This window comes from Citrobacter sp. 50677481 (assembly GCF_001463265.1).
Lineage (GTDB): Bacteria > Pseudomonadota > Gammaproteobacteria > Enterobacterales > Enterobacteriaceae > Citrobacter_A > Citrobacter_A sedlakii.
In genome coordinates, this window is the sequence record NZ_LNHZ01000043.1 from 58,989 (window position 1) to 73,050 (window position 14,062).

16 protein-coding genes are annotated in these 14,062 nt (G+C 54.2%); 8 read left to right on the forward strand and 8 right to left on the reverse strand.

The genetic code is table 11. The features are described from left to right. The first annotated feature begins 8 nt into the window (after positions 1-8). The 4 genes from accA (at position 9) to tilS (ending at position 5,020) form a co-directional block, all read left to right on the forward strand. Positions 9-968 (forward strand): acetyl-CoA carboxylase carboxyl transferase subunit alpha, encoded by a 960-nt coding sequence (gene accA / locus APU02_RS10650; RefSeq protein WP_042289841.1) that lies wholly within the window; start codon positions 9-11, stop codon positions 966-968. A 98-nt stretch (positions 969-1,066) separates the two neighbouring features. After that, positions 1,067-3,205: a lysine decarboxylase LdcC gene (gene ldcC / locus APU02_RS10655; RefSeq protein ID WP_060570037.1), complete on the forward strand. Its 2,139-nt coding sequence runs from the start codon at positions 1,067-1,069 to the stop codon at positions 3,203-3,205. Positions 3,206-3,270: 65 nt separating this feature from the next. Further along, positions 3,271-3,660 carry a VOC family protein gene (locus APU02_RS10660; RefSeq protein WP_042289838.1) on the forward strand — a complete coding sequence of 130 codons (390 nt, stop codon included), beginning with the start codon at positions 3,271-3,273 and terminating at the stop codon, positions 3,658-3,660. 61 nt (positions 3,661-3,721) lie between these two features. Further along, positions 3,722-5,020, forward strand: coding sequence for a tRNA lysidine(34) synthetase TilS (gene tilS, locus APU02_RS10665; RefSeq protein ID WP_060570038.1), 1,299 nt, complete (start codon positions 3,722-3,724; stop codon positions 5,018-5,020). Between the two features lie 86 nt (positions 5,021-5,106). Here tilS and rof read toward each other — a convergent pair whose 3' ends face one another. Together rof and APU02_RS10675 are read right to left on the reverse strand one after the other, a co-directional pair. Then, positions 5,107-5,367, reverse strand: a complete 261-nt coding sequence (gene rof, locus APU02_RS10670) for a Rho-binding antiterminator (RefSeq protein ID WP_042289833.1) — start codon at positions 5,365-5,367, stop codon at positions 5,107-5,109. Then, the gene (locus tag APU02_RS10675; protein ID WP_042289831.1) at positions 5,354-5,554 is read right to left on the reverse strand and encodes a YaeP family protein; all 201 of its coding nucleotides are present in this window, start codon (positions 5,552-5,554) and stop codon (positions 5,354-5,356) included. The genes rof and APU02_RS10675 overlap by 14 nt, the downstream gene beginning before the upstream one ends. A 188-nt stretch (positions 5,555-5,742) precedes the next feature. Here APU02_RS10675 and APU02_RS10680 point away from each other — a divergent pair, with 188 nt between their 5' ends. The 3 genes from APU02_RS10680 to nlpE are packed head-to-tail and all read left to right on the forward strand — an operon-like array spanning position 5,743 to position 7,439. Continuing rightward, on the forward strand, positions 5,743-6,288 hold the full coding sequence (locus tag APU02_RS10680; RefSeq protein WP_042289829.1) for a YaeQ family protein: 546 nt from the start codon (positions 5,743-5,745) through the stop codon (positions 6,286-6,288). Next, positions 6,285-6,704, forward strand: a complete 420-nt coding sequence (gene arfB, locus APU02_RS10685; RefSeq protein WP_042289827.1) for an alternative ribosome rescue aminoacyl-tRNA hydrolase ArfB — start codon at positions 6,285-6,287, stop codon at positions 6,702-6,704. Before APU02_RS10680 ends, arfB begins: the two co-directional genes overlap by 4 nt. A gap of 15 nt (positions 6,705-6,719) precedes the next feature. Next, positions 6,720-7,439, forward strand: a complete 720-nt coding sequence (gene nlpE / locus APU02_RS10690) for an envelope stress response activation lipoprotein NlpE (RefSeq protein ID WP_042289824.1) — start codon at positions 6,720-6,722, stop codon at positions 7,437-7,439. Between the two features lie 50 nt (positions 7,440-7,489). On the opposite strand, the gene proS is transcribed toward nlpE, so the two are convergent. The 6 genes from proS to metN form a co-directional block, all read right to left on the reverse strand. Continuing rightward, positions 7,490-9,208, reverse strand: coding sequence for a proline--tRNA ligase (gene proS, locus APU02_RS10695; RefSeq protein WP_060570039.1), 1,719 nt, complete (start codon positions 9,206-9,208; stop codon positions 7,490-7,492). Positions 9,209-9,318: 110 nt separating this feature from the next. Beyond that, a complete protein-coding gene (gene tsaA / locus APU02_RS10700; protein WP_060570040.1) occupies positions 9,319-10,026 on the reverse strand; it encodes a tRNA (N6-threonylcarbamoyladenosine(37)-N6)-methyltransferase TrmO in 708 nt (235 codons plus the stop codon). Further along, positions 10,023-10,427: an Rcs stress response system protein RcsF gene (gene rcsF, locus APU02_RS10705; RefSeq protein ID WP_042289817.1), complete on the reverse strand. Its 405-nt coding sequence runs from the start codon at positions 10,425-10,427 to the stop codon at positions 10,023-10,025. Before rcsF ends, tsaA begins: the two co-directional genes overlap by 4 nt. A 118-nt stretch (positions 10,428-10,545) precedes the next feature. Beyond that, positions 10,546-11,361 carry a methionine ABC transporter substrate-binding lipoprotein MetQ gene (metQ, locus tag APU02_RS10710; RefSeq protein ID WP_060570041.1) on the reverse strand — a complete coding sequence of 272 codons (816 nt, stop codon included), beginning with the start codon at positions 11,359-11,361 and terminating at the stop codon, positions 10,546-10,548. Between the two features lie 39 nt (positions 11,362-11,400). Beyond that, complete coding sequence (locus APU02_RS10715; RefSeq protein WP_042289812.1) at positions 11,401-12,054, reverse strand: methionine ABC transporter permease MetI; 654 nt, start codon at positions 12,052-12,054, stop codon at positions 11,401-11,403. Continuing rightward, positions 12,047-13,078: a methionine ABC transporter ATP-binding protein MetN gene (gene metN / locus APU02_RS10720; protein WP_042289810.1), complete on the reverse strand. Its 1,032-nt coding sequence runs from the start codon at positions 13,076-13,078 to the stop codon at positions 12,047-12,049. Before metN ends, APU02_RS10715 begins: the two co-directional genes overlap by 8 nt. A gap of 190 nt (positions 13,079-13,268) precedes the next feature. Here metN and gmhB point away from each other — a divergent pair, with 190 nt between their 5' ends. After that, positions 13,269-13,829: a D-glycero-beta-D-manno-heptose 1,7-bisphosphate 7-phosphatase gene (gene gmhB / locus APU02_RS10725; protein ID WP_042289808.1), complete on the forward strand. Its 561-nt coding sequence runs from the start codon at positions 13,269-13,271 to the stop codon at positions 13,827-13,829. The last annotated feature ends 233 nt before the right edge of the window (positions 13,830-14,062 follow it).

The window sequence follows — 14,062 nt, forward strand, 5'->3', positions numbered from 1 at the left end:
GGAATACTATGAGTCTGAATTTCCTTGATTTTGAACAGCCGATTGCCGAGCTGGAAGCAAAAATCGATTCTCTGACTGCGGTGAGCCGTCAGGACGAGAAACTGGATATTAACATCGATGAAGAAGTGCATCGTCTGCGTGAAAAAAGCGTAGAACTGACGCGCAAAATCTTCGCCGATCTCGGCGCATGGCAGGTAGCCCAACTGGCGCGCCACCCGCAGCGTCCTTACACCCTGGATTATGTTCGCCTGGCGTTTGAGGAATTTGACGAACTGGCGGGCGACCGCGCTTATGCGGACGACAAAGCAATTGTCGGCGGTATCGCGCGTCTGGATGGTCGTCCGGTGATGGTCATTGGCCATCAGAAAGGCCGTGAAACCAAAGAAAAAATCCGTCGTAACTTCGGTATGCCAGCGCCAGAAGGCTACCGTAAAGCGCTGCGTCTGATGGAAATGGCCGAACGTTTTAAGATGCCGATCGTGACCTTCATTGACACCCCGGGCGCTTACCCGGGCGTCGGGGCGGAAGAGCGCGGCCAGTCTGAAGCCATCGCGCGTAACCTGCGCGAAATGTCGCGCCTCAGCGTGCCGGTCATCTGCACCGTTATCGGTGAAGGCGGCTCCGGCGGCGCGCTGGCAATCGGTGTGGGTGACAAAGTGAATATGCTGCAATACAGCACCTATTCGGTTATCTCCCCGGAAGGCTGTGCGTCCATTCTGTGGAAAAGCGCAGATAAAGCGCCGCTGGCCGCAGAAGCGATGGGGATTATCGCGCCACGCCTGAAAGAGCTGAAGCTGATCGATTCCATTATTCAGGAACCGCTGGGCGGCGCGCACCGTAACCCGGAAGCAATGGCCGCGTCGCTGAAAGCGCAACTGCTGGCTGACCTTGCGGATCTTGATGTGCTAAGCACTGACGATCTGAAAAACCGTCGCTATCAGCGTCTGATGAGCTACGGCTACGCGTAAGCGTTGACCATTCTGAAAAGGGCCACGAATTGTGGCCCTTTTTTTTACCTGCGGTTTGAACAGTCTATGATTAGCTAAGGATTTTCCAGGAGGAGCGCATGAATATCATTGCCATTATGGGACCGCACGGCGTTTTTTATAAAGATGAGCCCATTAAGGAGCTTGAGCGCGCGCTGCAATCGCAAGGGTTCCAGATTATCTGGCCACAAAACAGCGTCGACCTGCTGAAGTTTATTGAACACAATCCGCGTATTTGCGGCGTTATTTTTGACTGGGATGAATACAGTCTCGATCTGTGCAGCGACATTAATCAGTTAAACGAATATCTGCCGCTGTACGCTTTTATCAATACCCATTCCACCATGGATGTCAGCGTACATGATATGCGTATGGCGCTGTGGTTTTTTGAGTACGCGCTGGGACAGGCGGAAGATATCGCCACGCGTATCCGTCAATATACCGGTGAGTATCTCGACAATATTACGCCGCCTTTCACCAAAGCGTTATTCACCTATGTGAAAGAGGGGAAATACACCTTCTGTACGCCGGGACACATGGCGGGAACCGCCTATCAAAAGAGTCCGGTAGGCTGTCTGTTCTATGATTTTTTCGGCGGCAATACGCTGAAGGCGGATGTCTCGATTTCTGTCACTGAACTCGGTTCGCTGCTCGATCATAGCGGCCCGCATCTGGAAGCCGAGGAGTATATTGCCCGCACCTTCGGCGCTGAACAGAGCTACATGGTGACCAACGGGACGTCGACGTCGAATAAAATCGTTGGCATGTACGCCGCGCCGACGGGGAGCACGCTGCTGATTGACCGCAACTGCCATAAGTCGCTGGCGCATTTGTTGATGATGAGCGACGTTGTCCCTTTATGGCTGAAACCGACGCGGAATGCGCTCGGCATCCTGGGCGGCATCCCCCGACGCGAGTTCACGCGCGCGAGTATTGAACGTAAAGTCACCGAAACGCCGCAGGCGCAGTGGCCGGTACACGCCGTCATTACCAACTCAACTTATGACGGCTTGCTCTACAACACCAACTGGATCAAGCAGACGCTGGATGTGCCGTCGATCCACTTTGATTCCGCCTGGGTGCCATATACGCATTTTCATCCCATCTACCAGGGTAAAAGCGGCATGAGTGGCGATCGGGTGCCCGGAAAAGTGATTTTCGAAACGCAATCGACGCACAAGATGCTGGCCGCGCTATCCCAGGCTTCTCTGATTCATATTAAAGGTGAGTACGACGAAGAGACCTTTAATGAAGCGTTTATGATGCACACTTCCACTTCGCCGAGCTATCCCATTGTCGCCTCCATTGAAACGGCAGCGGCGATGCTGCGCGGTAACCCGGGCAAGCGGTTAATTAACCGCTCGGTGGAGCGGGCGCTGCATTTTCGCAAAGAGATTCAGCGGCTTCGAGAGGAGTCCGAGGGCTGGTTCTTTGATATCTGGCAGCCGGAGGAGGTCGATGAAGCCGAATGCTGGCCTGTCGCGCCAGGCGCGGACTGGCACGGTTTCACCGACGCCGACGACGATCATATGTTTCTCGATCCGGTGAAAGTCACGATCCTGACGCCGGGGATGGATGAGCAAGGGAACATGAGCGATGAGGGCATCCCCGCCGCGCTGGTGGCGAAATTTCTTGATGAACGCGGCGTGGTCGTTGAGAAAACCGGCCCCTACAATTTACTGTTTTTGTTCAGTATCGGTATTGATAAAACCCGGGCAATGGGACTGTTGCGCGGTTTGACCGAATTTAAGCGGGCCTATGATCTTAACCTGCGAGTGAAGAACATGTTGCCGGATCTGTACGCTGAAGATCCTGATTTTTATCGCAATATGCGCATTCAGGATCTGGCGCAGGGGATCCATAAACTGATTCGCCAACACGATCTTTCCGGGCTCATGCTGCGGGCGTTCGACACGCTGCCGGATATGATTATGACGCCGCATCAGGCGTGGCAGCGGCAGATCAAAGGCGAGGTGGAGACGGTAACGCTGGATCAACTGGTTGGGCGAGTGTCAGCTAATATGATCCTGCCGTATCCGCCGGGCGTGCCGCTGCTGATGCCGGGGGAGATGATCACCGAGCAGAGCCGCGCGGTGCTCGACTTTCTCCTGATGCTCTGCTCGATAGGGCACCACTATCCTGGCTTTGAAACGGATATTCACGGCGCAAAACAGGATGATGATGGCGTGTACCACGTACGAGTCTTAAAAAGCGCGTAACGGCTTGCTTTCGCGGACCCCGGGCGGGTAACGTGCAGATAACATAACATGGAGACACTGACACTATGCTGGGATTAAAACAGGTTCATCATATTGCAATTATCGCCACCGACTATGCGGTAAGTAAGGCGTTCTACTGCGATGTGCTGGGCTTTACCCTGATGAGTGAAGCTTACAGAGAGGAGCGTGATTCCTGGAAAGGCGATCTCGCGCTGAACGGGCAATATGTCATTGAGCTGTTTTCGTTCCCCTTTCCGCCGCAGCGCCCAAGCCGACCGGAGGCCTGCGGTTTGCGCCATCTGGCTTTCAGCGTTGATGACGTGGAGAAGGCTATCGCGCATCTTGCAGCGAAAAACGTCAAATGCGAAGCTGTACGCGTTGATCCGTTTACCGGCAAGCGTTTCACCTTTTTTAACGATCCGGATGGCCTGCCGCTCGAACTGTATGAACAGTGAGACTTGCGATCGCGAGGATTGCCCGGTAACGTGCCGGGCAACGTCACTGTAAATAATCGCCATGACTACACTCACTCTGAAGACTTCACTGTTTAGCGCTCAGCAAATTCTCGTCGCATACAGCGGCGGGCTGGACTCTACCGTTCTCCTGCATCAACTCGTGCAATGGCGGGCCCAGCAGCCAGGTATCACGCTACGGGCGATTCATATTCATCACGGCCTGAGCACTCATGCCGATGCGTGGGTGGCGCACTGTGAGGCGGTATGCGCGCAGTGGCAGGTGCCGCTGGTGGTTGAGCGCGTACAGCTGGCGCATGAAGGGCTGGGCACGGAAGCGCATGCCAGACAGGCGCGTTATAAAGCATTCGCACAGGCGCTGTTGCCAGGGGAAGTGCTGGCGACCGCCCAGCATCTTGACGATCAATGTGAAACATTTCTGCTGGCGCTCAAGCGCGGCAGTGGGCCGGCGGGACTTTCCGCAATGGCCGAGGTGTCAGCGTTTGCGGGTACCCACCTTATTCGTCCCTTGCTGCAGCAAAGCCGTCGCGACCTGGAAAAGTGGGCAACGGATCATCAGCTTCGCTGGATTGAAGATGAAAGCAATCAGGATGATGCCTACGATCGTAACTTCCTGCGCCTGCGTGTGCTGCCGCTTCTGCAACAGCGCTGGCCGCATTTTGCTGAAGCGACGGCGCGCAGCGCGGCGCTGTGCGCCAGCCAGGAAAGCCTGCTGGATGAACTGCTGGCGGAAGAGCTGTCAGGCTGCGTGACTCCGCACGGTACGCTTCAGCTTGCGCCGCTGCTGTCGATGAGCCAGTCTCGCCGCGCCGCAGTGATCCGCCGCTGGCTGGCGACGAAGGATGCGCCGATGCCCTCGCGTGACGGCCTTGAGCGCATCTGGCAGGAAGTGGCGTTGGCGCGTGAAGACGCTGCGCCCTGTTTGCGTTTTGGCGTGTATGAGGTTCGCCGCTACCAGGCGCAGCTGTGGTGGATAAAATCGGTTGGCGGTCAGAGTGAAACGACGCTGGCGTGGCGCGACAGGCGCAAGCCGCTCATGCTACCCGCCGGGCTGGGCGAAGTCGCGCTGGCGTCCGGCGGTGAACTGAGAACACCGCGAACGGATGAACCGGTTTCCATTCGCTTTAAAGCGCCGGGCCTGCTGCATATCGTCGGACGGAACGGTGGACGTAAGCTGAAGAAGATTTGGCAGGAACACGGGGTTCCGCCCTGGCGACGTGATACTACGCCTTTGCTGTTTTACGGCGATACGCTCATTGCTGCCGCTGGCGTTTTTGTCACTGATGAAGGGATGGCGGTGGAGGAAGAGGGACTACAGCTGTTATGGCGGGAAGCAGACTAAAATGCCGAATGGCGCTACGCTTATTCCTCCTACAGTAACCGCACATTGTAGGCCGGGTAAGCGTAGCGCCATCCGGCGACCACTATTCAGGATTCGCTGACCACCACGGTACCGATTTCCGGGTGACTGAAGCTGGCGATTTTGTCGAGACGCAGTTCGCGCGTTTCACCTGCAACGTCGGTAATCAGGTATTCCACATTTTTACGCGACACCAGATCGCTGGCTTTTGCCTGCAGAACTTCGCCATCTTTCAGTTCCAGCGTCAGCAACAGATGATGCTGGCAGGCGAGCTCAAGGTTGTCGTAGTCATCGCAGTTGATGGGTTGATATGTTTCATTCATTGACATAATCGCTCACCAGTAAGTTCGCAGCAGCATACGCCGCCTTTTCCCTGACCGACTCTGAAAGGTCGCTGTCTGCGGCCATTTCGTTAAGCACCTTTAAAACGCACCCCAGCGCATCCGGGACATACCCTAAGTCTCCGCTGGCTATTTCCGCATACCGCCTGCGTATTAACTCACAATATTTTTCCACATGCCCTCCTGTCAGTATTCTGACTTCACCGTGGATGCAAGTCTAAGCCTACGAAGATAAACTCTGTTTAGCAAGGTGACTATACCACAGCCATTCCGCCGAAATCAGCAGCTTGATAGCCGAACCATTAACAGCCTTTTGTCGTCGTTTTCGTTACAATGTTTGCCTGATTCGAAAGGAGTTTTTTCATGGCGCTTAAAGCGACAATATACAAAGCCGTGGTAAATGTGGCGGACCTGGACCGCAACCAGTTTCTGGACGCGCCGTTGACGCTGGCCCGTCATCCTTCAGAAACCCAGGAGCGCATGATGCTGCGCCTGCTGGCGTGGATCAAATATGCGGATGAGCGCTTGCAGTTTACGCGAGGTTTGAGCGCAGAAGACGAGCCGGAAGCCTGGCTGCGTAACGACCATTTGGGGATCGATCTGTGGATTGAACTGGGGTTACCGGAAGAGCGGCGGATCAAGAAAGCCTGCACCCAGGCGAAAAACGTTGCGCTGTTTGCTTACAACAGCCGAGCGGCGCAGATCTGGTGGCAGCAGAACCAGAATAAGTGCGCACAGTTTCCGAATCTGGCAGTCTGGTATCTTGATGATGAGCAACTGGCGAAGTTAAGCGCCTTCGCGGAACGGACGATGACGTTGCAAGCCACCATTCAGGACGGAGCCATCTGGCTTTCGGATGCTCAGAATAATCTGGAAATTCATCTGGCTGCCTGGCAACAACCGGCATGATTGTTATTTCGCGAAACGTCTCTATCGCCGATGATGAGCTGGAAATTACGGCAATTCGCGCGCAGGGCGCAGGCGGACAGCATGTGAATAAAGCCTCAACGGCGATCCATTTGCGTTTTGACATCCGGGCCTCTGGCCTGCCAGAGTATTACAAAGAACGTTTACTTGCTGCCAGTCATCACCTGATTAGCCCTGATGGCGTCATTATCATTAAGGCGCAGGAATACCGAAGCCAGACGCTAAACCGTGAAGCGGCGCTGGCCCGACTGGTGGCAGTGATCAAAGAACTCACCGCGGAACAAAAAAGCCGACGGGCAACCCGGCCAACGCGCGCCTCGAAAGAACGAAGATTGTCTTCGAAAGCGCAAAAATCCACAGTGAAAGCCCTCCGCGGTAAAGTCCGTCGCGTGGATTGACGGGCAGGAATAAAAATGCAGAAGGAATTCGGGGTGAAAAAGACACTCATTTCGGCGATAGCAGCGCTTTCGCTTTTTTCATTGTTAGGTTGTAACAACCGTTCAGAAGTCGATGTCCTGCAACCGACGCAGGCTGCGGAACTTAAACCGATGCAGCAAAGCTGGCGGGGCATTTTACCGTGCGCAGATTGTGAAGGAATTGAAACCTCGTTGTTTCTTGAAAAAGATGGCACCTGGGTGATGAATGAACGCTACCAGGGCGTCCGTGACGAACCATCTTCCTTTGCTTCCTATGGTACCTGGGCGCGGACCGCCGATAAGCTGGTGCTCACCGACAGTAAGGGCGAGAAAGCGTATTATCGCGCTAAAGGCGATGCGCTTGAGATGCTCGACCGTGAAGGCAACCCGGTTGAGTCGCAGTTTAACTATACGCTTGAACCCGTGAAAGCCACTTTACCGGTAACCCCAATGCCGATGCGCGGTATGTATTTCTATATGGCAGATGCAGCGACCTTTACTGATTGTGCAACCGGTAAGCGTGTTTCTGTGGCGAATAACGCCGAGCTTGAGCGCGGTTATCTTGCTGCCAGGGGGAATAGCGAAAAACCCGTCCTGTTGTCGGTAGAAGGGCACTTCACGCTTGAAGCCAACCCGGACACGGGAGCGCCAGTGAAGACCCTGAACGCGGATAAAGCGATTACGTTTATGCCGGGTAAAAGCTGTGCTCAGCAATAGTGCATGAGTATGAAAAAGAAAAACCCCGCGGCTGCGGGGTTTTTTGTGCATCAGCCTTTGATCTGTTTAACCAGATAGCTAACGATGTCACCGGTTTTAATCAATTGCTTCTCGCCATTACGACGATATTTGTATTCGATGTCGTCATTGTCGAGGTTACGGTCGCCCAGCACGATAGTGTGAGGAATACCGATCAGCTCCATATCCGCAAACATCACGCCTGGACGTTCTTTACGGTCGTCCATCAGCACTTCAATGCCCTGGGCTCGCAGTTCGGCATACAGTTTTTCCGCCAGTTCCTGCACACGGTAAGATTTATGCATATTCATAGGCAGAATAGCGACCTGGAACGGTGCGATAGCGTCGGGCCACACGATGCCGCGCTCGTCGTAGTTTTGCTCAATTGCGGCTGCAACCACACGTGTTACGCCGATTCCGTAGCAGCCCATGGTCAGGATCTGGTTACGGCCATCTTCACCCTGAACGGCGGCTTTCAGCGCCTCGGAGTATTTGGTACCCAACTGGAAAATATGACCCACTTCGATGCCGCGCTTGATAAGCAGCGTACCCTGACCATCCGGGCTCGGATCGCCTGCGACCACGTTACGGAGGTCTGCCACTTCCGGCGTTGCCACGTCGCGATCCCAGTTGATGCCGAAGTAGTGCTTGCCGTCAACGTTAGCGCCTGCCGCGAAATCGCTCATCGCCGCAACGGTACGGTCGATGACAACCGGGATCGGCATGTTGACCGGACCAAGTGAACCCGGGCCTGCGTTGACGATGGCGCGGATTTCCGCTTCGGTTGCGAAGGTCAGCGGGCTGGCGACCTGCGGCAGTTTTTCCGCTTTAACTTCATTCAGTTCGTGATCGCCGCGAACCAGCAGCGCAACCAGCGGATAGCTGCTGCCTTCAACCGCTTTCACCAACAGCGTTTTCACGGTTTTCTCAATCGGCAGAGCAAACTGTTCAACTAACTCCGCGATAGTTTTCGCGTTTGGCGTATCAACCAGCGTCATCTCCTGCGTCGCGGCAGCGCGCGGGGCTTTTGGCGCGACGGCTTCAGCCAGCTCGATGTTGGCGGCGTAATCGGAGGTGTCAGAAAAGATAATGTCATCTTCGCCACTCTGCGCCAGCACCTGGAATTCGTGAGACGCGCTACCGCCAATCGAACCCGTGTCAGCCTGCACTGCGCGGAATTCCAGACCGATACGGGTGAAGATTTTGCTGTAGGCGGCGTACATCGCGTCGTAGGTTTCCTGCAAGGATTCCTGCGAGGTGTGGAAAGAATAGGCATCTTTCATCAGGAACTCGCGGGAGCGCATGACGCCGAAACGCGGACGCACTTCGTCACGGAACTTCGTCTGGATCTGGAAGAAGTTCAGCGGCAGCTGCTTATATGAGCTGAGTTCGTTACGCACCAGATCGGTGATGACTTCTTCGTGGGTTGGGCCGAGTACGAACGGACGCTCGCCACGGTCAACAAAACGCAGCAGTTCCGGACCGTACTGTTCCCAACGGCCACTCTCTTGCCACAGGTCAGCTGGCTGAACCACTGGCATAGACACCTCGATCGCGCCGGCGTTGTTCATTTCTTCACGCACGATGTTTTCGACTTTTTTCAGAACGCGCAGGCCAGTCGGCAGCCAGGTATATAACCCGGAGGCGAGCTTGCGGATCATCCCGGCGCGCAGCATCAGCTGATGGCTGATAACCTCGGCGTCGGCAGGTGTCTCCTTCAGAGTGGAGAGCAGATATTGGCTAGTACGCATGTTGTTACGGTTCCAGTTGGACGATCGAACAGGCTCAACGTGAGCCTGACACAAAAAAAGTGATTTAGTTTACCAGCGAGAAAGGGATGTCAAAAGAGAAGGGCATGAAATTAGCGGGGTTCGAGCGCAAAGACTTCAAATCCCGTTTCCGTTACGCGCCAGCGCACGTTGAAATCATGCAACCAGACCGCGTACGTTTTCCCTGTTTCTTCACCTTTACGATAAGCGGGACGCGGATCCTGCGCCAGCACATCGCGAATAAATGTTTTAAGCTGCGGGTAGCGTTTTTCCAGCGTCGGGAATTGCCGCTCAAGTTCATCACTAAAGCTTACCTGCATTTCGGCCACTGGCGCATGTTGCGCATAGCTGGCCCGGGCATCTGTAAGCGATTCGGCGAACGGCAAATAAGGCTTAATGTCGATAACCGGCGTTCCATCAACCAGATCCAGACTGCCGAGCTTCAGAATGACGCGTTCTTTGTGGCAGGAAATGTCCTTTAGCTCAACCAGCGACATGCCGACAGGGTTTGGGCGAAACGTCGAGCGGGTGGCAAAGACCCCCATGCGCGCATTGCCGCCAAGGCGAGGCGGACGTACGGTCGGACGCCATCCGCCTTCCATTGTCTGATGAAACACAAAGAGCACCCACAGATGGCTGAACGCCTCCAGACCACGGACGGCATCGGCCTGATTAAAGGGCGGCAGCAGGTGCAGTTCACCATGCGCGCTCTTTACCAGACCCGGCTGGCGAGGGACGGCGAACTTTTCTTTGTAAGGTGAGCGAATGACACCGATTTGCTCAAACTGAAAATGACTCATTTAGCCGAAATGTTAAGCGCAGAACCAATGCAGACAGCCTGACGGTAGCAGCCCGGCGTACCGCTGGTCACTTCACAGCTGTGCAGCAGGACGGCATTCGCTTTCATTTTTGACGCGTTAATCTGCATACGCTTACGCGCCGTAGGGATGCTCGGTGGAGAATCCTGATTCGTTGCCTGGCATGAGTCGCCGCTGACTTCACCCAGGTCGCGGAACGGCTTGCCGACCAGCGCTTCAGCACTGGTATAAATTCTGACAGGAGCTGCGCGCGGCGCTTTAGGTTTTTCCGGCTCCGCTTTAGGTGGGGTTGGAGTGCTTTGAACAGGTTCAACGGGGGATCTGCTTAGCATGGAACAGCCGCTCAGCATGAGTGCCAATAAACAGATCGGTAAAGCACGCATAATATTTCCTCAATGAATGATCTAACTGTCAGATATTGAATCAGGAGCTTGCATAAATGACAAGACGGGCAAGTGCCCGTCCTGAATGATATTACAGTTTGAGAAAAGAGCCTAAAAATTACCAGCCTTTCACTGCGCCGCCGTTAAAGACTTTATTGGCAGCTTCGTAGACTTCGTCAGACTGATAGGCCTGCACGAATTTCTTCACGTTTTCCGCATCTTTGTTATCTTCACGGGTGACGATCAGGTTGACGTACGGGGAATCTTTGTCTTCCACAAAGATACCGTCTTTCGCCGGGGTCAGGTTGATCTGGCTGGCATAGGTGGTGTTGATCACCGCCAGGGCGATCTGCGCATCATCAAGAGAACGGGGCAGTTGCGGGGCTTCCAGTTCGACAATTTTCAGATTTTTCGGGTTTCCGACAATGTCCAGTGAGGTTGGCAGGAGACCCACGCCGTCTTTCAGTTGGATCAAACCCACTTTTTGCAGTAGCAGCAGCGAACGACCGAGGTTGGTCGGATCGTTTGGTACGGCGACCTGCGCGCCATCCTGCAGTTCATCCAGCGATTTGATTTTTTTGGAGTAGCCCGCAATCGGGTAGACAAAAGTATTGCCCGCAGGCGTCAGTTTGTAGCCGCGATCTTTGATCTGCTGATCCAGATACGGTTTGTGCTGGAAGGCGTTGGCATCAATGTCGCCTTTGCTCAGCGCTTCGTTAGGCAGCACGTAGTCATTGAACGTCACCAGTTCTACGTCCAGCCCGTATTTTTCTTTAGCGACTTTCTGCGCAACTTCGGCAACCTGCTGTTCAGCACCGACGATAACGCCCACTTTGATGTGGTTGGGATCTTTCTCATCCTGTCCGCAACCCACAAGAGCCAGAGAACCAATCAGGGCTCCTACTGCCGCAAAGGTCTTGAATTTGAACGCCATGCTTATTTCCTTAATGAGTTATTTGTGTTGTGGTTAACGTTACTTGTGCGTTACAGACCGAACGATGCGATCGCCTGCGAACTGAATTAAATAAACCAGAACGACGAGTAATACCAGCACCGTATTCATCACGGTCGCGTTGTAGCCGATATAGCCATACTGGTAACCGATCTGGCCCAGACCGCCAGCGCCCACAGCGCCTCCCATGGCTGAATAGCCGACAAGGGTAATCAGCGTGATAGTCGCCGCGTTCACCAGACCCGGCAGCGCTTCGGGCAGCAGAACTTTACGCACGATTTGCAGCGGCGTCGCACCCATCGCGCGTGACGCTTCAATCAATCCTGTTGGGATTTCCAGCAGCGCGTTTTCCACCATGCGGGCGATAAACGGCGCGGCGCCAACGGTAAGCGGCACAATCGCGGCCTGCAGTCCGATTGAGGTTCCGACAATGACGCGAGTAAACGGAATCATCCAGACCAGAAGAATAATAAACGGAATTGACCGGAAGATATTCACCACCGCGGAAAGAATGCGGTAGAGCTTCGCGTTTTCGATAATTTGCCCGGGACGCGTGACGTAGAGCAACACGCCAACCGGTAAACCGATAACGAAACCAAAGAATCCGGATACAAAGGTCATCGCCAGCGTTTCCCAGACGCCACGAACCAGCAACCACATCATCGGTTCAGACATAACCCAGTACCTCTACTTTTACATGGTGTTCTTGCAGCCAGGCAATGGCGGCTTGTGTTTCTTCTTGAGTGCCGTGCATTTCCGTCAGCATAATGCCGAACTTCACGCCGCCAGCGTAATCCATTTGCGCGCTAATAATGTTGTTATTGACGTTAAAGCGACGCGCTGTTTCGGAAAGCAGCGGCGCATCAACCGACTGACCGGTGAACTCCATGCGCAGCATCGGTACGCTATCGGCTTCGGGGGTTGGTTTCAGACGCTCCAGATAATCTTCCGGAATGTCGAGATGCAGCGTGGACTGGATAAATTTTTGCGCCAGCGGGGTCTTCGGGTGGGAAAACACTTCACTGACCGTATCCTGTTCTATCAGTTCGCCGTTGCTGATCACGGCCACGCAGTCACAGATACGCTTAACCACATCCATCTCGTGTGTGATCAGCAGAATGGTCAGACCGAGACGACGATTAATGTCCTTCAGTAATTCGAGGATCGAACGTGTGGTTGCCGGGTCCAGTGCGCTGGTGGCTTCGTCGCACAGCAGCACTTTAGGCTGGCTTGCCAGCGCACGGGCAATCGCCACACGCTGTTTTTGACCACCGGAAAGATTGGCCGGGTAACTGTCGTGCTTATCGCCCAGACCCACCAGGTCCAGCAATTCGGTCACGCGACGTGTGATCTCCTCTTTCGGCGTGTTGTCCAGCTCCAGCGGCAGCGCCACATTGCCGAAAACCGTACGGGAGGCCAGCAGATTAAAGTGCTGGAAAATCATGCCGATCTGGCGACGCGCTTTGGTCAGCTCAGATTCAGAAAGCGTGGTCAGCTCCTGCCCGCCTACCAACACGCTCCCCTCTGTCGGGCGCTCCAGCAGGTTGACACAGCGGATTAGCGTACTTTTACCGGCGCCTGATGCGCCAATCACACCGTAAATTTGTCCGGCAGGGACATGCAGGCTGACATTGTTCAACGCCTGAATGGTGCGGGTCCCTTGTTGGAACACTTTGGTGATATTCGAAAGTTTAATCATTGATTATTTATTATCGTAATGAAGTTAGCCGTAGCATTTTTGTCTGTCTGAAGCGGTGAATCGCCGTCAACAAAATGGATGTTAAGGCATCCAGACGTCTAAATCAATCAGGCTTTCTACGATGAGCACTTTCTTGCCTGCCGAAAAATGCGATACTAGCGCCACATGCCTTATTCAGGAGCTATAAAAGGTGGCAAAGTCTGTACCCGCAATTTTTCTCGACCGCGACGGCACTATCAATGTGGACCACGGCTACGTACATGAGATCGACGAATTCGAATTCATCGACGGTGTCATTGACGCCATGCGTGAACTCAAAAAAATGGGCTATGCGCTGGTGGTTGTCACCAACCAGTCCGGCATTGCGCGCGGCAAATTTACTGAAGCGCAGTTTGAAACCTTAACAGAATGGATGGACTGGTCGCTGGCAGACCGCGATGTTGATCTCGACGGCATCTATTATTGTCCCCATCACCCACAGGGAAGCGTAGAGGAGTTTCGTCAGGTTTGCGATTGTCGTAAACCGCATCCAGGCATGCTGATCTCTGCTCGCGATTTTCTGCATATTGATATGGCGGCGTCTTATATGGTGGGCGATAAATTAGAAGACATGCAGGCCGCGCTGGCGGCTGGGGTCGGAACCAAAGTGTTGGTACGTACCGGTAAGCCTGTGACGCCAGAAGCAGAAAATGCCGCGGATTGGGTGATTAATAGTCTGGCAGACCTGCCTTTAGCGATAAAACAGCAGTAAAAGTAAGCGTTGTGCTCAAAAGGTGAGCGGTTGAAATAAATCTGCATTTTTCCGCTTGTCTTCCTGAGACGACTCCCTATAATGCGCCTCCATCGACACGGCGGATGTGAATCACTTCACACAAACAGCCGGTCCGGTTGAAGAGAAAAATCCTGAAATTCAGGGTTGACTCTGAAAGAGGAAAGCGTAATATACGCCACCTCGCGACAGAGCGCTGAAGCGCGTCGCAACTG